General features: G+C 47.4%; 25 protein-coding genes. 15 read left to right on the top strand and 10 right to left on the bottom strand.

Annotation, left to right across the window (positions count from 1 at the left end):
• Positions 1–56: 56 nt before the first annotated feature.
• The 4 genes from JSU04_07255 to JSU04_07270 all read right to left on the bottom strand — a co-directional run bounded on the left by JSU04_07255 (position 57) and on the right by JSU04_07270 (position 2,468).
• Positions 57–374 carry a PilZ domain-containing protein gene (locus JSU04_07255; GenBank protein MBS1970088.1) on the bottom strand — a complete coding sequence of 106 codons (318 nt, stop codon included), beginning with the start codon at positions 372–374 and terminating at the stop codon, positions 57–59.
• A gap of 214 nt (positions 375–588) precedes the next feature.
• Entirely contained in the window at positions 589–1,017 is a 429-nt protein-coding gene (locus JSU04_07260; GenBank protein ID MBS1970089.1) for a hypothetical protein, read from the bottom strand.
• 165 nt (positions 1,018–1,182) lie between these two features.
• Complete coding sequence (locus JSU04_07265; GenBank protein MBS1970090.1) at positions 1,183–1,677, bottom strand: dihydrofolate reductase; 495 nt, start codon at positions 1,675–1,677, stop codon at positions 1,183–1,185.
• Positions 1,674–2,468: a thymidylate synthase gene (locus JSU04_07270; protein ID MBS1970091.1), complete on the bottom strand. Its 795-nt coding sequence runs from the start codon at positions 2,466–2,468 to the stop codon at positions 1,674–1,676. The genes JSU04_07265 and JSU04_07270 overlap by 4 nt, the downstream gene beginning before the upstream one ends.
• A gap of 161 nt (positions 2,469–2,629) precedes the next feature.
• Here JSU04_07270 and JSU04_07275 point away from each other — a divergent pair, with 161 nt between their 5' ends.
• The 8 genes from JSU04_07275 to JSU04_07310 all read left to right on the top strand — a co-directional run bounded on the left by JSU04_07275 (position 2,630) and on the right by JSU04_07310 (position 11,921).
• Positions 2,630–4,198, top strand: a complete 1,569-nt coding sequence (locus JSU04_07275) for a DUF4080 domain-containing protein (protein ID MBS1970092.1) — start codon at positions 2,630–2,632, stop codon at positions 4,196–4,198.
• Positions 4,199–4,236: 38 nt separating this feature from the next.
• Positions 4,237–4,947: a hypothetical protein gene (locus tag JSU04_07280; protein ID MBS1970093.1), complete on the top strand. Its 711-nt coding sequence runs from the start codon at positions 4,237–4,239 to the stop codon at positions 4,945–4,947.
• A gap of 98 nt (positions 4,948–5,045) precedes the next feature.
• On the top strand, positions 5,046–6,254 hold the full coding sequence (locus tag JSU04_07285) for a DUF1669 domain-containing protein (GenBank protein ID MBS1970094.1): 1,209 nt from the start codon (positions 5,046–5,048) through the stop codon (positions 6,252–6,254).
• Between the two features lie 242 nt (positions 6,255–6,496).
• Positions 6,497–8,194, top strand: coding sequence for a DUF1592 domain-containing protein (locus tag JSU04_07290; GenBank protein MBS1970095.1), 1,698 nt, complete (start codon positions 6,497–6,499; stop codon positions 8,192–8,194).
• Between the two features lie 4 nt (positions 8,195–8,198).
• Positions 8,199–9,584: a DUF1552 domain-containing protein gene (locus tag JSU04_07295; protein MBS1970096.1), complete on the top strand. Its 1,386-nt coding sequence runs from the start codon at positions 8,199–8,201 to the stop codon at positions 9,582–9,584.
• Between the two features lie 39 nt (positions 9,585–9,623).
• Entirely contained in the window at positions 9,624–10,394 is a 771-nt protein-coding gene (locus tag JSU04_07300; protein MBS1970097.1) for a hypothetical protein, read from the top strand.
• A gap of 15 nt (positions 10,395–10,409) precedes the next feature.
• Positions 10,410–11,156 (top strand): hypothetical protein, encoded by a 747-nt coding sequence (locus JSU04_07305; GenBank protein ID MBS1970098.1) that lies wholly within the window; start codon positions 10,410–10,412, stop codon positions 11,154–11,156.
• An 87-nt stretch (positions 11,157–11,243) separates the two neighbouring features.
• Positions 11,244–11,921 carry a hypothetical protein gene (locus JSU04_07310; protein ID MBS1970099.1) on the top strand — a complete coding sequence of 226 codons (678 nt, stop codon included), beginning with the start codon at positions 11,244–11,246 and terminating at the stop codon, positions 11,919–11,921.
• A gap of 403 nt (positions 11,922–12,324) precedes the next feature.
• Here JSU04_07310 and hpt read toward each other — a convergent pair whose 3' ends face one another.
• From hpt to JSU04_07325, 3 genes are read right to left on the bottom strand one after another with little or no spacing between them, the layout of a single operon-like run.
• Positions 12,325–12,852 carry a hypoxanthine phosphoribosyltransferase gene (hpt, locus tag JSU04_07315; GenBank protein MBS1970100.1) on the bottom strand — a complete coding sequence of 176 codons (528 nt, stop codon included), beginning with the start codon at positions 12,850–12,852 and terminating at the stop codon, positions 12,325–12,327.
• A gap of 10 nt (positions 12,853–12,862) precedes the next feature.
• The gene (locus JSU04_07320; protein ID MBS1970101.1) at positions 12,863–13,651 is read right to left on the bottom strand and encodes a uracil phosphoribosyltransferase; all 789 of its coding nucleotides are present in this window, start codon (positions 13,649–13,651) and stop codon (positions 12,863–12,865) included.
• A gap of 3 nt (positions 13,652–13,654) precedes the next feature.
• Complete coding sequence (locus JSU04_07325; protein MBS1970102.1) at positions 13,655–14,581, bottom strand: hypothetical protein; 927 nt, start codon at positions 14,579–14,581, stop codon at positions 13,655–13,657.
• A 268-nt stretch (positions 14,582–14,849) separates the two neighbouring features.
• On the opposite strand from JSU04_07325, the gene rsmH reads away from it, so the two are divergent.
• From rsmH to JSU04_07340, 3 genes are read left to right on the top strand one after another with little or no spacing between them, the layout of a single operon-like run.
• On the top strand, positions 14,850–15,728 hold the full coding sequence (gene rsmH, locus JSU04_07330) for a 16S rRNA (cytosine(1402)-N(4))-methyltransferase RsmH (GenBank protein ID MBS1970103.1): 879 nt from the start codon (positions 14,850–14,852) through the stop codon (positions 15,726–15,728).
• Positions 15,709–16,056, top strand: a complete 348-nt coding sequence (locus tag JSU04_07335; protein MBS1970104.1) for a histidine kinase — start codon at positions 15,709–15,711, stop codon at positions 16,054–16,056. Before rsmH ends, JSU04_07335 begins: the two co-directional genes overlap by 20 nt.
• Positions 16,057–18,021, top strand: coding sequence for a transpeptidase family protein (locus JSU04_07340; GenBank protein ID MBS1970105.1), 1,965 nt, complete (start codon positions 16,057–16,059; stop codon positions 18,019–18,021).
• Here JSU04_07340 and JSU04_07345 read toward each other — a convergent pair.
• Positions 18,002–18,673: a serine esterase gene (locus JSU04_07345; GenBank protein ID MBS1970106.1), complete on the bottom strand. Its 672-nt coding sequence runs from the start codon at positions 18,671–18,673 to the stop codon at positions 18,002–18,004. The two genes, JSU04_07340 and JSU04_07345, sit on opposite strands and share 20 nt — an antisense overlap.
• Positions 18,674–18,710: 37 nt before the next feature.
• Between JSU04_07345 and JSU04_07350 the strand changes: the two genes are divergently transcribed.
• The 4 genes from JSU04_07350 (at position 18,711) to JSU04_07365 (ending at position 23,218) form a co-directional block, all read left to right on the top strand.
• Complete coding sequence (locus tag JSU04_07350) at positions 18,711–20,195, top strand: UDP-N-acetylmuramoyl-L-alanyl-D-glutamate--2,6-diaminopimelate ligase (GenBank protein MBS1970107.1); 1,485 nt, start codon at positions 18,711–18,713, stop codon at positions 20,193–20,195.
• On the top strand, positions 20,192–21,613 hold the full coding sequence (locus JSU04_07355; protein MBS1970108.1) for a UDP-N-acetylmuramoyl-tripeptide--D-alanyl-D-alanine ligase: 1,422 nt from the start codon (positions 20,192–20,194) through the stop codon (positions 21,611–21,613). Before JSU04_07350 ends, JSU04_07355 begins: the two co-directional genes overlap by 4 nt.
• A 16-nt stretch (positions 21,614–21,629) precedes the next feature.
• Complete coding sequence (locus JSU04_07360) at positions 21,630–22,139, top strand: NAD(P)H-dependent oxidoreductase (GenBank protein ID MBS1970109.1); 510 nt, start codon at positions 21,630–21,632, stop codon at positions 22,137–22,139.
• A gap of 170 nt (positions 22,140–22,309) precedes the next feature.
• Positions 22,310–23,218, top strand: a complete 909-nt coding sequence (locus JSU04_07365) for a collagen-like protein (GenBank protein ID MBS1970110.1) — start codon at positions 22,310–22,312, stop codon at positions 23,216–23,218.
• Between the two features lie 78 nt (positions 23,219–23,296).
• On the opposite strand, the gene JSU04_07370 is transcribed toward JSU04_07365, so the two are convergent.
• Together JSU04_07370 and JSU04_07375 are read right to left on the bottom strand one after the other, a co-directional pair.
• On the bottom strand, positions 23,297–23,665 hold the full coding sequence (locus tag JSU04_07370) for a hypothetical protein (GenBank protein MBS1970111.1): 369 nt from the start codon (positions 23,663–23,665) through the stop codon (positions 23,297–23,299).
• A gap of 211 nt (positions 23,666–23,876) precedes the next feature.
• A complete protein-coding gene (locus JSU04_07375; protein MBS1970112.1) occupies positions 23,877–24,146 on the bottom strand; it encodes a hypothetical protein in 270 nt (89 codons plus the stop codon).
• Positions 24,147–24,164: the final 18 nt, after the last annotated feature.

The raw sequence follows: 24,164 nt of genomic DNA on the forward strand, positions 1-24,164 counted from the left end.
CCAAAGGCTAGCATAGCTGAGAAAGGAGGCAACACGACGAAGGTCTAGGATTGGCTTTACTGGGAGCGGTTTCGGGACAGCATCTTTGTCATCGTCTCTTGGCGATTGAGGAAGCAAATGCCAAGTCCGAGACTTTTTCCCCAGACAACTTCCGCATTCACGCTGTGCGTGCGACCAAGAGTTTCGAGTGGGATCGTGACACGGATGATGTCACCTTTTTGTGGAATGTAATCGCCTTGAATGATTTCAAGGAAGGCGCCGGTGAGTGAGAGATTTTTCATTTCAGCAATCAGGGTGCCCATGCGGCCGAAGATCTCAAGATAGGCGCGCTCTTGGGTCATATATCTCTCAGTAAAAATATTGCTATTCATCATCGGTCGGTCCCTTTGCTTGAGTCTACCTTCCTATTATCGGCGATAACTTTGCGGAAACTAAGCTCTTTAACGGACCGTGATGGTTATTCTCATTCTGAGAATGTCGAAATTAGAAGATCGAAGAAAGTGTCAAACTTGTTAGCTTGCTCCACCGGTAAGATTTCACAGTAGCGAAACTTGAAAGCCCAAGTTTTTCGCTTGGGCTTTTTCTTCATTACTCGACATGAATAGTTTTATGAAGGTAGCGGTTCACTTTTTCAGGGCTGAACTTGCTGGCGAAGACACCTGTGTGAGAGCAGTGCAGATCTACAGCGAGATTGCCGTCAGAGCTTTCTGCTGAAACTCCGAGTTTGCATTGCTTTCCCCAATCTTGACCGCAATTATTTCTGTAGACCGAGGTGACTTCAAAGCGAGTTCCCGCAGAGACAATACGTGATGGTGAAGGATTGTTTTTGTCTGTCACTTGAAACGCGCAATCAGTGTTGAAGACTCCATTACTTGCCTTATAGACGAGATCTTTTTCTGCGCCTTTAACTGGAAACTTCGCAGGGAGTAGTTCGATATCTTTCTGCAATGTGATTGAAGTAAATGCGAATGAATTCAAAGTCAGCAGGGTGATCGCAAAGAATAAAATTTTTTTCATAAGATCTCCTTATTTTTATCTAAACCTATTAAATTCGAAATGAGAGTGGCGCATTCAATCTTGAAATGAAAATTGAAGCAACGGTGAAAATAAGGAGTTTCACCGCTTTTAGGTTTTATCGTTCCCCAAAAAGGGGGATGCTAGATGGAACGTGTAACTAGTGAATTACTTTTTCTTTTCGTAAGTCAGGAAAGAGAATGGTACCGGCTCCGTGCGATCTGATTTTGCGACCAGTTCAAAATTCGCGGGGATCTCAGGGTAATGAGTGTCGCCTTCGAAATCTTTGTAAATCACCGTCAGGTAAATTCTGTCGGTGATGTTCATTGATTGCTTGTAGATTTCGCCGCCGCCGACGATGAAAACTTCGTCGCCCCATTGAGCTGTCAAAGGTTTTGCGGCTTCGACCGCTTCTTCAAGCGTCTTTACGTATTTCACGAGTGGATTCGTTGAAACCAAATCCTGACGAGTGATCACGATGTGGTAGCGCTGAGGCAAAGGCTTGGCACCGATCGAATCAAAGGTCTTGCGGCCCATGATCATGATGTGACCCTTGGTAGTATCGCGGAAGAATTTCAAATCTTCTGGCAAACTCCATGGCAAAGTGTTGGCAGCGCCAATCACGCGGTTTTGGGACATTGCTGTGACGTGAGTTAACATCATACGGCCACCTCGCCTTTGATTGCTGGATGTGGATCGTAGCCTACGATTTGGATATCTTCGAATTTGAAATCGAAGAGATCTTTGACGTCAGGATTTAAAACTAATTTTGGTAGCGGACGGCACTCGCGTTGCAACTGCGTTTTCACTTGTTCTAAGTGGTTGTTGTAGATGTGCGCATCGCCCAGTGTGTGAATGAACTCGCCGGCTTTCAAACCACAAACTTGCGCGATCATATGCACAAGGAGTGCGTAGCTTGCGATATTGAATGGCACGCCCAAGAAGATGTCAGCGCTTCGTTGATAGAGCTGGCAAGAAAGCTTGCCGTTAGCGACGTAGAATTGGAAGAAGGCATGGCATGGAGGCAAAGCCATCTTGTCGACGTCCGACGGGTTGAATGCCACGACCAACAGGCGGCGGGAGTCCGGATTTTTCTTAATTTGCTCAACCACGTTGGTGATTTGGTCAATCTTGCGGCCATCGGAAGTTTCCCATGAGCGCCATTGCTTACCGTAAACGGGGCCGAGGTTGCCCTCTTCATCCGCCCACTCATCCCAAATCGTGACTTTGTTATCTTGAAGATACTTGATGTTGGTATCGCCCTTTAGGAACCACAAGAGCTCGTGAAAGATCGCGCGAGTGTAAAGCTTCTTGGTTGTCAAAAGCGGGAAGCCCTCTTCGAGATTAAAACGCATCTGATAGCCAAACACGCTGATCGTGCCAGTGCCTGTGCGGTCTGACTTCTGATTGCCGTGGGCAAGGACGTGTTTTAATAGATCATGATATTGGCGCATAGGACCTCCGGAATTGACGGCTCCCATTCTATGAGAGCCGGTTCCATTGTCTGCCTTTTTCGCGCTGGGTAAGTGATTTTTTTACCGTTGTTTAGGCTGTTCCCAGGGCTTTAAAAGCCATTTGCTTGATTTCCCGGCAATAAATTGGTTTAACGCTCCCCATGCCTGCCAATCCCCAAAAAGACATCCTGTTAGTGACCCTCAATTCGACGTACCAGCACTGCGCTTTCGGGCTTCGTTATTTGTACGCGAATCTTGGGGAATTGCAGCCCCGCGCGCAAATCCTGGAGTGGACCATCCACGCCAGCCCCCGCAATGTGGTTGAAAAAATCCTGAGCTTTGATCCCAAAATTGTGGGTTTCGGTGTGTATATCTGGAATACGACAGAGATCTTTCAAGTCGTTTCCGTCCTCAAGAAAGTCGCACCTCACGTGACAGTGGTTTTGGGCGGGCCTGAGGTTTCCTACGAAACTGAAAAGCAAGCGATCTGCCAGACGGCGGATTACGTTATTAAGGGCGAAGCAGATTTCCTTTTCCGCGAGTTCTGCGAAAAAGTTTTGATTCAAAACGAAAAGCCCGAGCAGAAATTCTACGGCGGCGTTTTGCCAGACATCACAAAGATTCAATCGCCGTATAGTTTCTATACCGATGAAGATATCAAAAACCGTATCATCTATGTCGAAGTATCGCGCGGTTGCCCTTACAAGTGCGAGTACTGTTTATCGTCGCTCGATAAGCTCGTGCGCAGTTTTGATCTCGAGCAATTCCTGTCGGATATCGATAGTCTCATTCAGCGCGGAACGAGACAGTTTAAGTTCGTCGATCGTACTTTCAATCTGAGCATTCAAACGAGCAGCCGCATTTTGCAGTTCTTCTTAGATCGCATTGACTTGGGTTTGTTCCTGCACTTTGAAATGGTGCCGGATCGTTTGCCACCGGAACTCAAAGAGCTCATTAAAAAGTTTCCAGCTGGTTCGCTGCAATTCGAAGTCGGTATTCAAACGTGGAATCCAGAAGTTGCAAAAAATGTCAGCCGCCGCAATGACTACACCAAAGTCCGCGAGAATTTCAAATTCTTGTCGCTTGAAAGCGGAGTGCACACGCACGCCGATCTTATCGTGGGCCTTCCGGGTGAAACCGTGAAGAGCTTCGGTGTGGGCTTTGATGAGCTCGCGTCTTGTGGCCCGCACGAAATTCAAGTCGGCATCTTGAAGCGCCTTAAGGGCACTCCGATCGTTCGCCACGACCGCGAGTTTGAGATGACTTATCAAGAGCATCCACCGTTTCAAATTCTCAGAAATAAAGACATTTCTTACTCTGAAATGCAGCAGATGAATCGCTTTGCTAAATTCTGGGACTTGATCGCCAACAGCGGAAACTTCGTAAACACGACCGAGTGGTTGCGTGCTCAATCGCAGACCCGCGAAGATAAATCCTTTTTCTGGGAATTCTACGCACTCAGTGATTTTATGAGCCAGCGTTTTGCCGAAACCCACAGCATTGCGCTCCAAACTTTGTTAGAAGCGCTCTGGACCTACCTCACTGAAGTGAAGTTGCATGACAAGGTGGCCGTGCGTGATTTGCTCCTCAGCGATTATATGCGCGATAAGCCTCGCAATATTCCAAGCTTCTTGCGTGATGGTCTGGGTGATACGGCTTATCAGTTGCACCAAAAGACTCAGAACGCGAATTCATTGCCGGAACGCCAGCAACGTCACATGCATAAATAGTGATTGTCGAAATCAGTCCTCGGTGCTTCAATTTTGATATGAGCACGAGTCAGAAATACCTTTTTGCCGCTATTGTCGTTGGCCTTTTAGGCTTTTTCTATTTTCAGCATCAGCAAAAGACGGTGGAAGCCACGACGGCTTCGCAGAGCACTCAGCCGCTGCAGGCCTTGCCCGCAGTGAAGGCCTCCGTTTCAACAACAGAAAAGCCTATTGAGATCACGAAGTCTTCGGCCCCCTCCCAAGCAGCGGCGGCTCAGCCCGCAGCCGCAACCAATGATGCGACTGGTGAGATGAGTGAAGAGATGCGCCAGAAAGTTTACTCAGAAATTAAAGTTCAGCTATCTTCGCTGTATACCGCCGAGAAGGCCTTTTACGCCGAGTACAACCGTTATTCATCGGACCTGAAGACCATCGGTTGGTTGCCAGATCCAGGCGAGATGAACATTAAGGTCGGCTTTGCCGAGGCCAGTGTTGGCGAGGTCAACGACGGGGAGGACCCGGAAGGCCGCATGGACTCGGATTTTCTCCAGGCGATCTCTGTTCCCGACGCTTCTTATGGGTATTCCAAGTGGGCTCAGGGGCTTTCTTTGAAAAATCTATCTGGTCAATGCCGAAACGGCTGCCGGGCCTCAGAGCATAGATTCGAAATTATGGCGGTTTCCCGCACCGGCCCCGGGGGTGAACCCGAGGTTTGGGTCATGAACGACGATAAAGAGATGATAAAGGTCACCGAGCCCTCCCACCAATAGGCGCGGGTCTTTTATTCGCTTGAAGCATAGTAAATAGAAAAACATACAGTGGAGGAATCCGGCCGGAACGTGTAAAACATCCGGATCTCGGAGGTTCCATGAAGTTCTTCGTATTGATGGCGACATTGATGCTGACGCTCGTAGCGGAAGCGCGTATTCAGGTTCTTTTCCACCCGCATGACCCCACTTTGGAGGCGATTGCCGGTTGCATCTCTGATGCAAAATCCACTGTCGACATCGCGATGTACAACATGGATATCACGGATCAGTCTCCGATTATTCAAACTTTGAAATCTCCAGAAGTTCAAAAGCGCATTCAGTCCGGGGACCTTCGCATCCGCATGGTCTTGGAACTTTATGCAACTCCAGAGGAAAATGATAAAAAGCGCCAAGCTGTTGAAGCCCTCGGCATCGACGTTCGTTACTTAGGTAAGGCCGTCAAGGTTCATCACAAGTTTGCTGTCATCGACGCCGGTGGAGCTTTAGACCGTGTCATCACGGGCAGTGCGAACTGGTCTTTGTCTTCTTACAAAAACTATAACGAAAATATTTTGTTCTTCACCCAAGAGCCTGAAGTGACTTCTCGCTATCAATTTGAGTTCAACCGCCTGTGGAATGCTTCAAAAGAATTCGGCGTTGCAAAGAATTATCCGGACGTTCCTGTTCCAGCGTACAAAGATCAGCCGGATATCGACATCTATTTCAATTCGCCAAAAACAATCGATCCGACCTCGGCAGAGCCAAGCAATATCACAGAGCAAATCGTTGCTTTGATTAAAGGCGCGAAGAGCACTTTGCAAATTGCAACAACTCGTGTGCGTATTCAGTCAGTGATGGAAGAGTTGCTTGCAGCTGCTCAAAGGGGCGTGAAAGCGCAGATCATCATCAGCCAAGATGATTTTTCTCAGCTGATGCCACGTGCGAAGTACTTGCTCAATAATCCCAACATTCAGTTGAGAATTAAGTTCTACAACTTGAACGTGGGTAATTATCTGACATACCAAATGCACAACAAGTTCATGATCGTCGACGGTCAGACTTTGGAGACAGGTTCTTTCAACTGGTCTGACAGCAGTGAGAACGGTCACATTGAAAATGTTGTTGTATTGAGAAACGCAGCAGCTCAACAAGTTCTGCCTGCGTACAAAAAAGAATTCGCTGATATTTGGGACATGGGCCGCACGGAATATGCAGCGACGCTTGAGTCTTTGCAGAAGGGCCAACATCCTGAATGCGTGATTCCGCAGATGGTTCTGACACAACCAGAAATTCGTCAGCTTTTGAATTACGGCCGCAACTGCAAATAACATTTTTCCTCTCGGAATCCTGGTGCCTGTCGGCACCAGTGCCCTCAAGCACCGTTGTCTGTATGCGAGGCAAAGTTCAAAGTGAGATTGCCAGAATGCTCTTAATTCACACTCTCGTAAAAACACTGTTGTCTCTCCTAAAGAATAGAAAATAAAACGCCGACATCCTATCATAAATAAAAGTCCGTTACTCTCTGTACGTTTCTCGAAGAACTCAAGCGGACTCTTAGGATGGGTGGGGAATGTATCAGTTTTTGCGTCAATCCAAGGCAAAGAGATCTCTTGTAGTTCTCTTGGTGAGTGCTTCCGCTTTGATTTTTCTTTTCACAAACTGTGGCCGCTTTGGCGGTTTTATTATTCCCGATGTTGAGGGAACGAATTCTCTTGGCTCGGCGGGCGTGAATCCGCCGCTGCCTCCAGTAGATCAAAAGCTTTGCACCACAACGTCCGTACCGGGCCGTGTGGGGCTCCAGCGCCTGACAAGCCGTCAGATGGAAAACACTCTGCGCGACCTCTTAGGTATTAGTAACATAGTTCTTCCATCCACTTTTGCTCGCGATGATCAAATGGGCGGCTATGTTTCATTGCCAGAGACCCAATTGATGAGTTCACAGTTCGTTGAAATGCAGATGGATTTTCTTTTTGGTTTAGCAGACCAAGTTGTTACGCAAGCCCCGGCGGTTGTCATCAGCTGCGCTTATGCGAACTCCGCAACATGTGTTGATAAAATCATTTCAGACTTCTTGGTGCGTGCTTATCGCCGTCCTCTGCGTGCGGACGAAAAGTCGCGCTTTATCACTCAGTACAATAACTTCAGTGGCACCGCACAAGAGAAGATGAAAGTCGTGATCGCTTCGATTTTGTTTTCTCCGCAGTTTTTATATCGTGAGTTGACGAATCCTCCTGCGGGTTCAGGTAACTATCTTGCCTTGAACTCTTACGAGCTTGCCAATCGTCTTTCATATTTTGCATGGGAAACCATGCCGGATGCGCAACTTTTCGCAAAGGCGCAATCAGGTGATCTCAGTAAGCCTGAAGTGTTAACGGCGGAATTGCAAAGAATGATACAAAGTCCGCGCATTGAGGCATTAGCGAGATCTTTGGCTGAGCAGTGGTTTGGTTATGGAAGTATCTGGCAACATTCACTGAATTCGACGACCTTTCCGAACTTCAATACGCCGATGAAGCAATCCATGTATGGCGAGAGCGTTCAGTTCATTAAATATCTGATTCAGCAAAATCGACCGCTGAGTGACCTTGTGATTGCTGATTATTCCTTTGTGGATTCGAATCTTGCTACGCTTTACGGCTTAAGTGTTCCAGCAAATACGCCGATGACATTAACGAATATCGTGAATACTAAGCATCAAGGCGTGTTAGGGCAACCTGGAATCTTGGCTTTAACATCAAGTGGAGAAAAGACTTCGATTGTTCGCCGCGGTCTTTGGGTGAACGAAAAGCTTTTGTGTACGACTTTCGGGGCCCCTCCAGCAGGAGTTGATACGAAGCTTCCGACGAATTTGCCAGCGGATGCAACTCCTCGCGAACAGATGGATGCCCATCGTACGATTGCAAGCTGTGCTGCTTGCCACAATTACATCGATCCTCCGGGATTAGTGCTTGAATCCTTCGATCCGCTCGGTCGAAGCCGTACGATTTATTCGACGGGAAGAACGATTGATACCTCAGCGAAACTTGTCAGCGGTGTGAGCTTCTTGGATGCCAAAGATTTGAATGCTTACTTATCCAAGGACAAGAATTTCAATGAGTGCGTAACGAAGAAGGTGATGCCAGTGATTGTCGGACGTGTGTCGAAGTTTGAAGACGCGTGCTCCGTAAAAACAATTGCGGCAGGGAAAATTCCAACAGATTTAACTTTTGGTCAACTTTTTGAAAATATGGTTAAAAGCATGGTGTTTACTATGCAGGCGGGGGAGTAAGCCTATGAAGCCAATGAATCGAAGAGCATTTTTAGCCGGATCAGCTAAGACAATTATTGCTCTACCGCTGTTAGAGGCAATGTTCTTAACAGACAAAGCTATGGCACAGGCCGCTTCGACAATGATGCCGCGCTTTTCATTTATGTATTTTGCAAACGGCGTCGTTAACTTTGAGGGCTCGCCGACGTCGATGGATAAATTGACGGGAATTTTAGCGCCCTTAGCGCCCTACCGGCAGCATTTAATTTCGGTGAATGGTCTTTCAAACCGCGAAAATTCGAGTTGGGACCAAACGGGTGGCCCTATTGGTGGTTTGGGAACTCCGCATGAGACCGAAGCAGCAACCTTTTTAACATGCTCTAAACTGGCAAGCTTAAACGAGCTTCGAGTCTATAATTCTTCCATCGACCAGGTCATCGGCATGTATTTGCAAAACAAATATAGCACGAAGACATCCGCCCTTGTGATTGGTGCTGGTGATGCCCTTAGCGGTATCGGTCAAGGGGATGTCAACATGGCTTATCATACTTTAATGTCGTGGAAGTCTGGGACTCAGTATGTGGCCCCTTTTATGACAGTCAATTCTGTTTTTAAAGAGATGTTTTCTTCGACTCCGCCAAGCACGACGAATCCGGATCTCGTAAAGCTGCAAAACCAAAAGAAAAGTATTCTTGATGCGGCTCTGTCGCAAATCTCTGTAATGAGAACTCGCCTCGGCAGTGCGGATCAAGTTCGTTTGGATCAATACCTTACGGGCGTGCGTGATGTGGAAAAAAAGGTCAACGCCATTGTGACAACAGGTCCGGCCTGCCCAACGGTGACTGCGCCGACAAATTATAATCCTGGTGATAGCGGCCAATTTGAAAACTACATCCGCACAATGATTGATATGATTACGATTTCATTTCAGTGTAATTTGATTCCGGTTGCAAACTTCATGTTCACTCGCGGAAATGGTGGTGCTCGCTCGGGTGTAGGGGGAGTGCCGGATGACCAGCATGAGGTGTCTCACTATGCGGACGATAGCACGAAAAAAGACAAACTGAGAAAGATTAATACTTTCTATTATTCAATGTTTGCTTACTATCTGAAAAAACTCAGCGAGACTATGGAGCTGGATCAGCCGATGATTAAGAACATCCTGTCGCTTTATGGATGCTCAGCGAGTGATTCGCAACTGCATGATGGCAGTAACTGTCCTATCATGCTGGCCGGTGGTCAGAACATGGGTGTGGTTACAAACCGCGTATTGGACTACGGCCTTATCGCTGACAAGCCTTATAATACAGGCAAGCCTTTGGCCAATCTGTTCTTGGGAATGTCCAATGTCGCCGGTGTGGGACTCTCGAAGTTTGCGAATTCAAACGCAGCGATCAATCTGAAAGCCTAAACTCTTGTCCTCGAGGTTATTATGACATAACCTCGAGGCATGATTCTCGAATGGCTCTCATACTTACAAACCAAAGGCACACAAACTGCCAAAGACTGGGGATACATTTATCAAAATGTATCCCTCAGATTTCGTGCTCGTCGTTGCGCTAAAGCCTGGCAACCGCATGTCGCAGCTTCTCATAAGTTTATTCAAGATCATTTCGATAAAGTAAATCCACGTTCAATACTCATTATTGGCAGCGGCATCTTAATGGAGATTCCTATAGAGGCGCTTTTAGCCAAGGCCGAGAAGATCTATTTGGTGGACCTTGTGCACTCCCGCCAGGTGCGCTCTTTGGCCCGTCAGAACTCGAAAATTGAATTGATTGAGCGGGATATCTCAAGCCTGCTGGGCATCCTTAAAAAGGGAACAGGGCCGTTTCAACTCAAGAATATTCCATGGAAGCAATTGCCTGCGTGGGATTTGCCGAAAGTTGATTGGGTTATTTCGGCGAATTTGCTTTCACAAATACCTCTGATGATTTCAGAAGTGCTGCCGATGACGACCGAGACTTACGAAAAATTTGCACGCTCTGTCCGTGACCAGCATATAGAAAGACTTTTGGAGCAGGCGCCGAAAGTTTTGCTTTTTGCCGATTTTGAAACCCGTTATATTGATCGCGCCGGTGAGATGATCAAGTGCGAAACTTATGAAGCCAACCTTCGCGGGCTTAAATATGATCGCGAATGGTTGTGGGAGATCGCTCCTTACGGCGAGACTTCAAAAGATTATAAAATTGAGATGTTAGTAAAAGGTTATTCGAACTAATTCTATATGCAGACGATGAAGAAGTTTTTTACCAATATTTTTAATATCGCAGCCATTGCGGGCTTTGTGCTGACGATCGCGATGATCATCGGGATCTTTGGCTCCTCTTATCACTTGGTCAATAAAATGGCTGAGCAGGGCAAGAGCGAGCTGCCTAAAACTCCATCTAAAAAATCACAGACGAAAGCTCCGGAAGATAAGACAGATAAACCCGGTGGCGATATCAAAGTCACAGAAGCCAGTAAAACTCTGCAAGCACTTTCGCAAAAGCTTGCAAGTTTTAATGATGTTGATGTGATTGAGCAGGAGATGACCAAAACCGCGATCCCGCCCATTTGCAATATCATCTGCGATCAAAGTGCTTTTGATTTCAGGGCCGCTGAAGGTGCCGCGCGCGAGAATCCGGTTCTGTATCTGAGTGATTTCTACAAACAAGAAGGCCGCCGCGCGTTTGCGGATCCTAAATTCCGTTTAGCATTAGAAACGACACGGGTTTATTCAGATTTCTTTTCACCCTCCACGCGCCAGACAATTTTCGAACTCGGGCAAGACATGGGCCACATCGGGCAGATGAGCGAAACAGAAAAGATCGCGCTCTCAGCAAAACTGCCGTTCATGGTGCTGAAAGTCGGCACTCAGTTCGCATCGCGCATCACTGATCTACAGGAGCGCGCAAATCGTGCGAGCGAAATGAATCAGCTTCGCAAGAGCTGCGACGGTGGCAAAGTAAAAGACGTCGTTCGAGAGTGCGAATCGCTTTAAGACCTAGGTCTTGTTGTCTCAGATCTTTGTTTACTTGAAGTCACAACTTTTTATGATGTCTTGGTAACAACATAAAAAGAGGTCTCAATGAAATTCGCATCCATCTTAGTTTCTCTCATGGCTGTCAGCATATTTGCTCAAGCTCAAACTGACGAGTTCCAACAATTTGATATGGCAAAATCCACTCCGTCCGTCGATGAAATGACGTTGGTTGCTTCAAACACTGATGAAGCCACTGCGGGTATGCAAACAATGCAAACTCCTGAGCAGCAAGCTATGTTTGGTAAAGAGACTTCGACTTGGAATTTCAACTTGGGCATGAGTGAGTTTGATAGCAGTTATGGTTCTCTTGGCGGCTTTAAAGGTAAGGGCCTCTCTTTCGAGGTTCAGAAGAGATTCATGGATATGTTTTATGTTGGTGCTGCTTATATGAACTATACAACTGAAGGCAGCACTTCATGGTCTGGTGAGTATGGAATGTCGACAACAAAAAGTTCTGTCGGTGTCGGCGCCTTTTCACTGGAAGGTCACTTGATTCGTTTACCTCTCCCGGGCCGTTCGGAGTTTTTTGCCTCCGTCACAGGCGGTTTTTTAACTGCTATGAGCTTCGGATCTGAAGATCAAACATTTATTCCACGCGCGGGTGTATTCTATGGTGCGGGTATTGGCTTGAACATTAGCAATCAAATCGGTATTCGTGCAGACGTAAAATCGACAGCAGATGTTCGTTCATATAACTCTGTTTCTTTAGTCGGTTACTACTAATCAGATAATAATATCTGACACGGAGGCCGTGCCGGCGAGCCGAATATTTATAGCCTTGATTCATGACCCATGTCTTTCATTAGATGTGGGTTTTGTTTTTTGATGGGATTCCAAGGGCTTCTGTGTCTACGTTCGCCTCTATTATACGAGTAAGTCGTCTTATAGACGAGTTGCTCGGAAGGGCCCTTACGGCATTTGATAAAAAGGATCTCTCAAACGAAATGGTATATTATGCGACTCACTCGTACCGTATACCATTTCAGTCGAAGGGTCCTAAGGTTTACAGGAGCCTGACGGCCTGGATGGCCACAACTCTACACGCAGCCCACACGCCAAAAAAAACCCTGGTTCATCACCAGGGCTTTTATATTTGTTTTAATCCGGAAAAGCGAGCTGGTACCTTTTATTGGAAGTTCTGAACTTGGCCGATGAATGGAAGATTGCGGTAGTAACCTTGGTAATCCAAGCCGTAACCAACAACGAACTCGTTGGTGATTTGGAAGCCAACGTAGTCCAATTTGCATGGCACTTTCAAAGCTTCTGGTTTTTCAAGCAACGCCACCGTTGTGAGTGACGCCGGCTTGCGAGCCATGATCGAGTTTTTCAAGTAGTTCATTGTGATGCCGGTGTCGACGATGTCTTCAACCAACAAGATGTGTTTGCCTTCAACCGGGCTTGCTAAATCCAAAGTCACTTTTACTTCACCTGAAGAGGTTGTGCCATGGTAGCTGGAAACACCGAAGAATTCGCAGTTGATGTCAGCATCAATCGCGCGGATCAAATCAGAGTAAAAAACAAAAGAACCCTTCAAAACACAAACAGCAACAATTTGTTCGCCTTTGAATTTCTTAGTGATCGCGGCGCCAATTTCAGCCACTTTTTTCGCGAGTTGGTCTTCAGTGATGTAAGGTTTGATTTGCAGGTGAGTCATGTTTGATCCTTTAAACGAAGGAGTTATTCATTATTTCGCCAAAACCGCCGCCGCCAGGCACGATATAGTCATGATCATTCAGACCCTTTTCTTGGTCCCAATGGAGCCCTGGAGGAGACCTTAAAACTGCCTTATCGGAAAGGCCCCGGTCAAGCCTCAAGGCATAGATCACGACCTCCGGGTGAGCGCTTAGAACTTTCTTCAAATACTCCGGGGTCACGATCAAATGCATGGCGATATATTTCTTCGCCGGACCAGCGACCTTTTGTTTGTAGTAGTCGATTGTGGACACAATCGTACTGCCGGTAGCGCCCATGGGATCGGGGATCATGACGTAAGCATCTTTCACGTCGCCACCGATTTTAAGACTGCCGAAATGAGCTCCGGTGACGTGCTGATCAGCGCCAGTCATGCGGGCAGCAAAGATATGATCCTGACGGATATTTTGAGGCTCCAGCGCCCAATGTAATTGGTTATAGCAGAGGTGGCTTGGGTAAGTACCAGCGCGAGCTAAATTCACCGTGACGGCTTTTTGTGACTTCGCAATTCCTTGGCTTTCCAACAAAATATCAGGATGGACTTCGGTCATTCGGGTTGGAACGCGGAAGGACTCGAGCTCGAACTCTTGGCCGATGACTTCGGCGATCATGTGCGTATAAAGAGGTTCGACCAGACGGTTGATTTCAGGCTGAAAGGTGTTCGGAGAACAAAGCTTCGCCAGGAGATCGTTTAAAAGTGGGTTGTCGATAATGTGAACTTGTGGGCCGTAGTGATGCTGAAGATATCGCATCCGAGCAATATCTTAAGGTTTTTTCTCAAACTCAATAAAAATGACGAACTCAGTCTCTTTATTTTGGAAGGCTGGAGAACGCAAAACCTCAAAAGGACCTTTGCGGCTCAACTCTTCTTCATGGGCGATGCGCGTCTTACGCGGAAGCACGCCGGCGATAAAGAAGCCGCTGCCAGGTCCCATCTCAAAAATAGCCGGGTAAGAGTTTTTCTGAGGAGCCGGGGCTGCCGCTGTTGCATCGACTGCCGCCAAAGCACGCTTGTCAGTGTCGGTTTCACGCAGAGTGCGAACGATTTCAAGATTGCCGCGGAAGACGTTGCTGTCGGTCTCAGCAAGTTCAACAAATGTGCTAAGGCCCATATCTTCATCAAGCTCATTGTCGTGAAGACCTGTGAACCACTGCTGATTCTTTGTGATCGTCTTTTCGCTTTTTTCAAGAATGCGGATTTTCAGACCCTCCGCGGTGATGCGTTTTTGCACATCCGGTAAAATACCCGCCGTGTAATCGCCGAAGGAGTTAAACTGGCCTGTCGCTTGGCTCTCTTCATAGAGGCGTTCAAGAGCGCGGCGTGGAACTTCAGCATAATAAATGTAAGCAGTTGTGGTGCCTGATGCGACAGATGCAGTTGCAGCCGGCGTCGCGGGAGCCGCAGTCGTTGCGACAGACGCCACGGGTGCCGGAGATGCGGCCTCGGCGGCTGCAGCGGGCGGAGTCTCTTGTTCAGCGACAGCTTCTTTCTTTGCGTCGTGACCATTGGTGCTGGCGATTTGCAGTGTGCCTTTAAGGAACTTCACTCGTTGCGCAAGATCCGTTTTGTCTTTTTTGTAGAGAGTCGTAATAGAAACGCCAATGACCACAAGAGCAATGATCAGATACATCATCGGATCTGTCGCATAGCGCTTGAACGCCGATTGACGTGGTGGCTTGAACGCCATCATGTCGATTCCGCACTGGGCGCAGTATTGATCTTTTGGTTGTGAAAAGCCACAACGTGGACATTTGACTAGCATTATTAATAGCTTAAATCATAGGCTCTTGACCCACAAACATTTTGTTCATACCTTGGGAATCACAGAGAAAAATTTCAATTCTAGACGGTCTAGTCTTCATTAAAGCGAGAGCCTTTTGTCAGAGCCCAACAACCCTTCCAGCAGCGCCTTTCCTGATCTAACAAAAGTCGAGTTCGCGCCAGAGCACTATCCGGTGATGGTGCGTGATATCCTCGAGAATTTCGCTGTTTTCAGAGACAAAAAAGACCTCCGTTATTTCGACGGAACCTTCGGTCGCGGCGGTCACTTGCGTGCCGTGCTTGCGAATTTTCCGCAAGTCAAAGCCGTGGTGATGGACCAAGACGAAACCGCGGTGAAATTCGGTTATGAAAATTTCAGGACTGAGGTCGAGTCTCAGCAAGTACGCATAATTCATGGAAATTTTTCAGAGTTTCAGGAGCACAATTTAGGTTCTTTTGATATGATGTTGTTAGACCTGGGAGTCAGCTCACCCCAGTTAGACACTGCAGACAGAGGCTTTAGCTTCAATAAAGACGGCCCTCTGGATATGCGTATGAACCAAACACGTGGCGTAACGGCGGAATATATTTTGAATACATCGTCCGAGCAGGAACTCAACGAAATGTTCAAACAGTATGGAGAGATCCATAGGCCTTTCCGTGTTGTCCGCGCTATCGTTCACGATCGTAAAACCAAAGCATGGCAAAGCACGAAAGAACTCGCGGGTCTTATTGAGCGCGTTGATGGCTGGAGACACAAAGGTTTCCATCCGGCGACTCAGTATTTCATGGCGCTTCGTTTGCGCGTGAATGCCGAGCTTGAGGTTTTAGAACACACATTGCCTGCAATGATGCAGGCCTTGAATCCGGGCGGACGCTTGGCCGTGATCAGCTTCCATTCCTTGGAAGACCGAATCGTAAAGAACATTTTTAGAAGTGATAAAGAGTTTGGTGAACAAACTCATAAAAGAATTTTACTACCCACTCAGGAAGAGTGCGATATGAATACTCGCTCGCGTAGTGCGAAGTTGAGAGTTTTTGAGAGGAGAGTTCAGGATGAGCTCGGAAAATTTTAGACAGCTAAAGCCTTTTTGCAGCGTTTTGATTTTGATTTTTACATTCTTCTCGTTGGTGTTCTTGCAAATGGAAGAGCGCCGTCTTGGTTACAGCGTTTTGAAGCTGAGCCGCGAACATAAGAAAATTCTCGAAGATAAACACGTTCGCGAAATCCAACTCGTGAAAGTTACGCGTCCACAACTTGTGGAGCACATGGCTCAATCCAAATTTACGCTTAAGAAAATTCAAGCTGATCAAATCATCCATCTGAGTGGAAGCACGGCAAGCGTTGTTGATATGACTCCGGCAACAAAAGCGGCTCCAAATGTGGCAAAGAAGGAGCTCTAGTTGAAATCTCGTATTATTGCAGTTTTTGCCGGTGTGATGGTTCTTTGGGGGGCGCTGATTCTGCGTGCCGCCTATCTGCAGTTCTTGCCGAATGAAAAACTTCAATCATTGCAAAACCGCCAGTTCCAAACGGTGGTGACATTGCAAGCCCGTCGTGGCGCGATCATTGATCGCAATGGCCGTGATTTGGCGATGTCAGGTACAGCGTACTCTCTTTATGCCGATCCGAAGCTTCTTGAAAAGCGCAAGCCTTTGGCAAAAGCGCTGGCAAAAGAACTCGGAGTCACGGCTGAAAGTATTTACGGAAAAATCAAAGACGGCAATAAGCGCTTCGTTTGGATTCAGCGTCTGATGGACGAAGACAAAGCCAATAAAATCAAATCCTGGAATATCCGCGGTCTTTCTTTCGTTGAAGAGTGGCGCCGCGTTTATCCGAATGAAACTCTCTTGGCTCATACATTGGGATTCCTTGGCAGTGAAGGTCAAGGCTTGGAAGGATTGGAAAAATCTTTCGAAGGCGATCTCAAAGGAAATGCCAAGAAAGTTTCTGTTCGACGTGATGCCCGCGGGCGTCCTCTCATCGCAGACGGCTTGCTCTTTACCGAAAATCCAGACGGCAATGAAATCAAGCTCACAGTGGATTCTGATATTCAGTACAATCTTGAAAATGAATTGGCTCAAGCCGTGCAAACTCATGAAGCAGACTCGGCAGTGGGTGTGATCCTTGACGCAGAAACGTCAGCGATTGTTGCGATGGCGAGTGTGCCGACATTTGATGTGAATAAAGCGATGAAAACATCCGCTGATGTCCGTCGTGATAAAGTGGCAACAGACGCATTTGAACCAGGCAGTACTTTAAAGACGTTCGTGATCGCGTCCGCCTTGCGCCAAGGCCTTGTCGCTCCGAATACGAAGTTCTTCTGCGAAAACGGTTCTTTCCGAATTGGCGACAAAGTGATTCACGAAGCTGAAACGCACGAGAGTTTTGGCAATCTCTCGGTCAGCGAGATCTTGGCGGTGTCTTCAAACATCGGTACGACTAAGATTGCTTTCAAAATGGGTGCAGACAGCCTTCGTCAAGGTCTGTTGGATTTTGGTTTCGGCAGCAAGCTCGGCGTTGATCTGCCGGGCGAAGCGCGCGGGGCGGTTCAGCCGTTGCCTTGGCGTCCGCACTTGCTGAGTAATATTTCTTTCGGTCACGGTATTGCAGTGACTCCTTTACAGATGGCGAATGCGTATGCGGCGATTGCAAACGGTGGTGTGTTGAATACTCCATTCATCGTTTCATCAATTCGTGACAGCGAAACCGGTCAAGTTCGCGAGATGCAGCAAAAGCCGATTCGCCGTGTGCTTACTCCTGAGCAGGCATCGCAGATGCGTTTGATGTTAAGCGGAGTTATTTCTGACGGCGGAACCGGTAAAAATGCGCGTGTTCCGGGATTTCTTGTTGCTGGTAAAACAGGGACTGCGCAAAAAGTAAATCCAAACGGCCGCGGTTATATGAAGGGCGCTTATATTTCGAGCTTCGCTGGTTTTCTTCCAGCAAATAATCCAAAATTTGTGATCTACGTAGCGTTGGATCATCCGCGCAAAGGTTTCTATGGTGCGGCTGTGGCAGCTCCGATTTTCTCGCGTGTTGCTTCATATGTTGTTCGTAAAGAAGGTTTAGCGCCGGTCCTGTTGACTGAGAAAAACATTCTGGCAGGAAAGCGTAAGGCGATTAAAGTGGACGGCGAAAAAAGCCGTGGCCTTGCGACTGTTACTGAAGGCGACATCGTTTCAACCAGCCTTGAGCTTGGTGTCGTGCCAGATGTGACGACAATGACGTTGCGTGAAGTTTTACGCCGCTTTAACGGTAAAGATATCAGTGTGAAGTTCCGTGGGCAGGGAGTTGTGACGGGAGTTGAGCCTCCTGTTGGTGCTCCACTCCCTGAGAACAAAGAAATTACAGTGATTTTGCGCTGATCTGCGCATTCAAGTATTCGCTGAGTTTTACCAACATCGTAGGAGGGATTTCGTGCCCTCCTTGAAACTCAAGACACCCGCCCTTCATACCACCACTATTTAGTAATGACTCTAGTTGGCGAGCGCTGCGCATTTGCAACACTTGATCATTTGCGCCATGACATTGGAAGAATTTTTCACCTCGGCGTTTTTCGACCAAAGGTTTAAGCTCATTTTTATTGATCAAGGCGCCAGACATCAAAACCAGTCCCGCAGGCGTTTCCGGAGCATGAAGGTAAACATCTGTTGCCAGCATCGCGCCTTGAGAAAATCCGCCGAGAATAATTTTGCTCCAGGGCACCTTGAGTGCGTCGATCATGTTCATAATTTCGCTGCGAACTTTTTCGATGCCTTCTGGCTTTGTCGCACTGAAATCACTCTCGAGAGTACTCATTTGCAAAGGCCACCAAGCTTTTCCTGTCCAACCAGGACCAATCGGCACATCGATGAGTCCTTGAGGAAACAACCAGTTTAATTTTTTCTGAGTTGGAATGTAATCCTTCAGAGGTTCGAGATCAGATGCATCTGCGCCGTATCCATGAAAAAGAATGACCCATGGGGCGTTGTCATCATGATATTCGTCGAGGCAATATACTTTTGCGAGTTTTCTCATTTTAGGATAATGTGTTTAGGAACATTAAAAGGTCAATATGAAGCTGCAGCATTTATTTTCAATATTTCCAGGAATTCCCGAGAATGCGTTTTCGCATCTCGAGGTCACGGATATTTGTTACGATGCTCGGAAAGTCACTCCCGGTGCGGTTTTTGTAGCTATCAAAGGCTCGAAGGCGGATGGTCATGATTTCCTTGCGGATGCGATTTCAAAAGGTGCTGTGGCTGTTGTCCTTGAAGATCGCGCTAAACTTCCAGAAGGTTTTTCTGGTTTCGTATTGCAGGTTCCAAACTCCAGACAAGTGCTGGATATTCTTGCGAGCCGTTATTTCTGGGATCCAGGTCGTGATTTGTTCTGCGTCGGTGTGACGGGAACAAACGGTAAAACGTCGATCACCTATATGGTGGAGTGCATTCTTGATTACGCGAGAATGCCCGTGGGCGTAATCGGCACTGTGAATCATCGTCTGGGCGACAAGGTGTGGCCCTCTGAGATGACGACGCCGGACCCCGTGAATGTCCAAAGACGTTTAAATGAGTTCCGTCAAGAGGGTGCTTCCGCAGTTGTGATGGAAGTATCGAGTCACGCACTGGAGCAAAAGCGTGTGGACAGCGTTCCGTTCAACGCCGTGGTCTTCACAAATTTGACGCGTGATCATCTCGATTATCACGGAACAATGGAAGAGTACTTCAAAGCCAAGCAAAGACTTTTCACGGATCTTCTTTGGAAGACCAGCAAGAGCCCTTGCTTTGCGATCATCAATACCGATGACAAATGGGGACGTCAGCTGCGCGTGGCAGATCCTGCCATCTTGTGGACGTACGGTCATCGCGAAGGTGACTTCCAATATGAAATCCTGAAAATGGATTACACGTCGACGCGATTTAAAATTCAAACTCCGGCGGGTGAGGCCGAAGTGCTATTGCCGATGTCTGGCACTCACAATGTGATGAATGCGTTAGCGTCCATTGCGGTGGGTATTGCCGCCGGCGTTTCTTTGCAGACCTGTGTGAAGGCGCTGGAAAACTTTAAAGGAGTTCCGGGTCGTCTTCAATCTGTGACAAATGACAAGAATATCTCGGTCTTTGTCGATTACGCACATTCTCCGGATGCCTTGGAGAATGTTTTAAATGCGATCATCAAGGTGCGTGAGACGATGCGCACGGATTCAAAAATCTGGACGGTGTTTGGCTGCGGCGGTGACCGCGATAAAGGCAAACGCCCGTTAATGACTCAAATGGCTCTGAAATATTCAGATCATGTGATCATCACCTCTGATAATCCTCGCACGGAAGATCCACAGGCGATCATCCGCGACATGACGGAAGAGTTGCCAGCGGGCGAGCAGTACAAAATTCAAATCGAAGTTCAGCGTCGTGAAGCGATTCAAAAAGCCATCAAACAAGCCAAGGTCGGCGATGTGGTTTTAATCGCGGGTAAAGGGCACGAAGATTATCAAATCATCGGCACCGAAAAATTACCATTCAGCGACTTCTTGGTCGCTCAGGAGTTTTTGAAATGAGAACAATGGAACTGAAAGATGTTCTAACGGCCACGAAAGGCCAAGCCCTCAGTGAAGTAAAGCAAAAATTCCAAGGCATCGGCACCGACACCCGCCAATCTCTCGAGGGCCAGCTCTTTGTGGCTCTGAAGGGTGACAGCTTCGATGCACATAACTTTCTCGATAAAGCTGTGGCTCAAGGGGCGGCGGGTTTGCTGGTGCACGAAGATTCTCCGATGGTGCAATCGCTGAAAGGCAAAGTAAGCATCATTAAAGTTGCTGACACTTTGAAAGGCCTGCAGGATCTTGGCAACTGGGCCCGTAAAACGGCGAAGGCCACGATCATCGGCATTACCGGCTCTAACGGCAAGACCACGACAAAAGAATTCACCGCAGCTATTTTAGATAGTTTTAAAACAGTTCACTACAGCAAAGGCAGCTTCAATAATCACTGGGGAGTGCCGTTTACTTTGCTTCAGCTCGATCCGCAGAAAGAAATCGCGGTGGTTGAGATGGGGATGAATCACGCCGGTGAAATCACAGAGCTCGTGAAAATCGCTGAGCCTGATATCGTTGTTTGTACGATGGTGGGCCGCGCTCACATTGAGCACTTCGGCACGATTGAGAAAATTGCTGAAGCTAAAGAAGAAATCTATGAAGCGGCAAGCCCAACGGCAACCCGTGTTTACAATCTCGACAATCCACTGACACGTAAAATGTACGAAAAAGCGCAAAAGAGATTCCCGCAAGCAAAGCTTGTCACTTTCTCTTCGCAGGATCCCAAGGCTGACGTTTATTTGAAACTCGAAGCGATGGGCTTGCAGAGTTTGAAGGTCGCCGGCCACATCGAAGATGAAGACGGCGAAGTGACAGTGCCGGTTTTTGGCGCGCAGAACCTCACAAACTTGATGGCAGCTGCAGCAATTGGTGTGGCAGCGGGATTAGATCCGGAGCAAGTTTGGACGGGACTCAGCCATTGCAAAACGATCTGGGGTCGCAATCAGTTGCTGGAGCTTAAATCCGGCGCGCAGATGATCTTTGACGGTTACAACGCGAATCCCGATTCCATGAAAGCTTTGTTGGATAACGTAAAAATCCTAACCACCAAGGGCCGCAAAATCGGCGTGTTTGGCGAGATGCTTGAAATGGGAACGCTCGCGAACTCATTGCACGAAGAACTCGGCGAGCTGGTTGGCAAAACAGGTTTCGATAAAGTGTACTTCATCGGCGCAAGCTATGAAGCTTTCGAAAAAGGTCTTAAAAAATCCGGCTACAAAAACGCTTTCAATATCGCCAAAGATTTCAAAGACGAAATCGCCCGCGAATTCGCAAGCGATCTCCGCCCAGGCGACATGGCCATGGTGAAAGGCTCCCGCGGCATGAAGCTTGAGCGCTTTGTTTTGCCGTGTGAACCGAAGGATTTCTCCGTTAATAAGTAACTGCAGATAGGACGATATGAAAATACTGTCCTTATGCGGCAGCATCCGCACTGATTCTTCAAATCACAATTTGCTCTTAGCAGTTGAGGGGCTCTTGCCCCAAGATATAGAGTGGGTGGGTTTTCAGATCAAGCAGCTCCCTTTTTTTGATCCCATATTGCAATTTAAGAATGTCCCTGACGTTGTTAGTAGCTTTCGTAAGGCTGCCTTTGAGTCAGACTACATTGTTATTTCGACGCCCGAATATGCCCATGGCATTCCTGGTATATTAAAGAACGCCCTCGAGTGGCTTGTATGTGAAGAGACGATGAAAAAGAAAGTCGTCGTATTTATCGCTACAAGCAGTGGCGGCGAATTCGTGAGGGAATATCTACTCGAAACTCTTCGCACGATGGATATGCTCGCAAGCATGGATGCAATCTTCACTGTGACACGGGCTCGAGCATCCATTTCTGCGTCAGGTGAAATCCTCGATGCTGACTTACGAGAAAAGCTTAAAATATTCCTGAATAAGACTTTCCAATAAGGCTGACACTCAAGCGAAAATCGAAGATATAAAAGTAAATTTAATTCTGAAAAAAGACGCATTTCAGTCTTTGATTGAGATGCTTCTCCCTTTGAAACGTGACCTATAAACATCTTTAGTTGAGACTGGATGTGCCGAAAAGTATGGATACCTTACAAAGGAGGTATTCAGTGAAAACTTCGACGTATATTCGTTTTGCTGCCTTACTTTTTGTAATGTCCTCTGCGGCTTGCTTAGATAAAGGAACTCAAGACTCCGCATCTGCAAGTTCAAGCGAGACCTCAGCCTTCTCTCAAAGTGTCTCATCCATGGACGCGGCAGGAAACTGCACGCCTGGGAAAGAAGGTTCAATAATCTATGATATTGCAACGAAGGCATTCTACATGTGTGCCGGTAAAAGCTGGATGGCGATCGAAATCAATAGTGTGAAAGGCGACAAAGGAGACACGGGTGCAACAGGTCCTCAAGGACCACAAGGTGTCGCCGGAGCGCAAGGTCTTCAGGGTATTCAAGGTGCGCAGGGTCCACAGGGGCCGCGCGGGCCAACGGGTTCTGGTGGGCCGTCGGGTTTTGTAATTCGTGATGCCAACCATGACGTAGCGGCAAGAGTTATTCAATTCAATACCGGAGGGTATATGTCTGGAGTAGCGCCTGGGCAAAGTGCACTTGTCATGTATGATGGTGGTGAACTTATTTGGGTGAATACGCTCACGGGTAAGTTTGATGGAAAAGCTGACATGGTCTTTTTCTCGGGCCCGAATTGCACGGGCACCCCATATAAGCGAGGTTTAGCGGAATATGGTTCTCCGGATGTGCTCAATAGGATTTATGTTGGTAAGTCTGATTATGGTAGTTATATAGCTTTTTACAAAGCTGTAGGTACAGCTACAGGTGTTATTTCAACTGTTAGTCAGCGAACCTTCAACCAAACGCCAGGGATGGGAACATGTTCAGAAGGTGGCCAAGCTTTTAATACGAGCTTATCCGGGGTAGGCCCAATGGTCGTTTTACAGCAGATTCCTATAGACAGCCTCAAAGATCTTTCGAGTGTTGCACCATTGAAAGTGGAGTTCGAATAACAAGAGCTGAAAATTTTAAGACAAAAAAAGAGGAGCCTCATCAGCTCCTCTTTTTATTTGTGCCGTGATCAGAATGATTTACGGGCAAGGAATCAAGGCGTGAACTTTTGGCGCATCGTTGTTCTGCCAGAGCTTCACAACGTCTGGAGTTACTTCGAAGTTCATGTTTGTAATGGTGTAGCCATTAGGTCCATGCATCGTAAGGCCAGAAACTCTGTAGCCCGTTGGGAGTGCGTTGATTTCGCGGCCAGTAATTGTCGCAGTCAAGCCACTCCAGCTGCCATCATCGCCCATATAGTCGATGCTTGCGCTGTCAGTATTCATCACAATGCGACCAGTATAGATTTTGTTTGGCTTAATATCTGAAAAGCAGACAGTAAAGATGTTAGAGGCATAAGCAGAGCTCGTAGTAATAAGAGCGAACATTACAAAGAGGATATTTTTCATGAGGGGGTCCTTTTTGAATTCTTTGATTGGGTTTTGTCCGGCGAATATAGACTAGATGCAGTTTAATCACAATGCGGGGCTGAAAAAATGAACTGAGCTTGGTAAATCTTTCCCGTCTGTGTTCAGGTTAGCCATTATCATGAACTTTTAAAGAGGAGCCTCAGCAGCTCCTCTTTTTGCATGGCGTCCGGAAACAGGGCCTGGCACCTAACTAAGCGCCGCCGGTGTAGGGGTCGTATACGCAGCGGGTGCCGCATTTGATCCAGCCTTTACCGCGTTTGTGGCAGTAAGCTTGCTCTGGCTTATAGCCCGTGCGGCAGCAGTTGTTCATTGGCTCGTATGAAGCCGGAGCCAAGCCGTTGAGAACCTCTTCTGCCGTTGGAACAGGTGTCGAGGAGTCGTTACTGCAAGTGCCATTTGCCATCGCATGAGATGCGAAAACACAGCTAGTTAATAAAAGAGCTGAAAAGAACTTCTTCATAAGAGCCTCCATTTTGGT

The organism is Bdellovibrionales bacterium (genome assembly GCA_018266295.1).
Lineage (GTDB): Bacteria > Bdellovibrionota > Bdellovibrionia > Bdellovibrionales > Bdellovibrionaceae > JACMRP01.

Bases quoted from the DNA above. Each gene is read 5' to 3' on its own strand.
- JSU04_07255 (MBS1970088.1), bottom strand. From the start codon at position 374: ATGATGAATAGCAATATTTTTACTGAGAGATATATGACCCAAGAGCGC.
- JSU04_07260 (MBS1970089.1), bottom strand. From the start codon at position 1,017: ATGAAAAAAATTTTATTCTTTGCGATCACCCTGCTGACTTTGAATTCA.
- JSU04_07265 (MBS1970090.1), bottom strand. From the start codon at position 1,677: ATGATGTTAACTCACGTCACAGCAATGTCCCAAAACCGCGTGATTGGC.
- JSU04_07270 (MBS1970091.1), bottom strand. From the start codon at position 2,468: ATGCGCCAATATCATGATCTATTAAAACACGTCCTTGCCCACGGCAAT.
- JSU04_07275 (MBS1970092.1), top strand. From the start codon at position 2,630: ATGCCTGCCAATCCCCAAAAAGACATCCTGTTAGTGACCCTCAATTCG.
- JSU04_07280 (MBS1970093.1), top strand. From the start codon at position 4,237: ATGAGCACGAGTCAGAAATACCTTTTTGCCGCTATTGTCGTTGGCCTT.
- JSU04_07285 (MBS1970094.1), top strand. From the start codon at position 5,046: ATGAAGTTCTTCGTATTGATGGCGACATTGATGCTGACGCTCGTAGCG.
- JSU04_07290 (MBS1970095.1), top strand. From the start codon at position 6,497: ATGTATCAGTTTTTGCGTCAATCCAAGGCAAAGAGATCTCTTGTAGTT.
- JSU04_07295 (MBS1970096.1), top strand. From the start codon at position 8,199: ATGAAGCCAATGAATCGAAGAGCATTTTTAGCCGGATCAGCTAAGACA.
- JSU04_07300 (MBS1970097.1), top strand. From the start codon at position 9,624: ATGATTCTCGAATGGCTCTCATACTTACAAACCAAAGGCACACAAACT.
- JSU04_07305 (MBS1970098.1), top strand. From the start codon at position 10,410: ATGAAGAAGTTTTTTACCAATATTTTTAATATCGCAGCCATTGCGGGC.
- JSU04_07310 (MBS1970099.1), top strand. From the start codon at position 11,244: ATGAAATTCGCATCCATCTTAGTTTCTCTCATGGCTGTCAGCATATTT.
- hpt (MBS1970100.1), bottom strand. From the start codon at position 12,852: ATGACTCACCTGCAAATCAAACCTTACATCACTGAAGACCAACTCGCG.
- JSU04_07325 (MBS1970102.1), bottom strand. From the start codon at position 14,581: ATGATGGCGTTCAAGCCACCACGTCAATCGGCGTTCAAGCGCTATGCG.
- rsmH (MBS1970103.1), top strand. From the start codon at position 14,850: ATGGTGCGTGATATCCTCGAGAATTTCGCTGTTTTCAGAGACAAAAAA.
- JSU04_07335 (MBS1970104.1), top strand. From the start codon at position 15,709: ATGAGCTCGGAAAATTTTAGACAGCTAAAGCCTTTTTGCAGCGTTTTG.
- JSU04_07345 (MBS1970106.1), bottom strand. From the start codon at position 18,673: ATGAGAAAACTCGCAAAAGTATATTGCCTCGACGAATATCATGATGAC.
- JSU04_07350 (MBS1970107.1), top strand. From the start codon at position 18,711: ATGAAGCTGCAGCATTTATTTTCAATATTTCCAGGAATTCCCGAGAAT.
- JSU04_07355 (MBS1970108.1), top strand. From the start codon at position 20,192: ATGAGAACAATGGAACTGAAAGATGTTCTAACGGCCACGAAAGGCCAA.
- JSU04_07360 (MBS1970109.1), top strand. From the start codon at position 21,630: ATGAAAATACTGTCCTTATGCGGCAGCATCCGCACTGATTCTTCAAAT.
- JSU04_07370 (MBS1970111.1), bottom strand. From the start codon at position 23,665: ATGAAAAATATCCTCTTTGTAATGTTCGCTCTTATTACTACGAGCTCT.
- JSU04_07375 (MBS1970112.1), bottom strand. From the start codon at position 24,146: ATGAAGAAGTTCTTTTCAGCTCTTTTATTAACTAGCTGTGTTTTCGCA.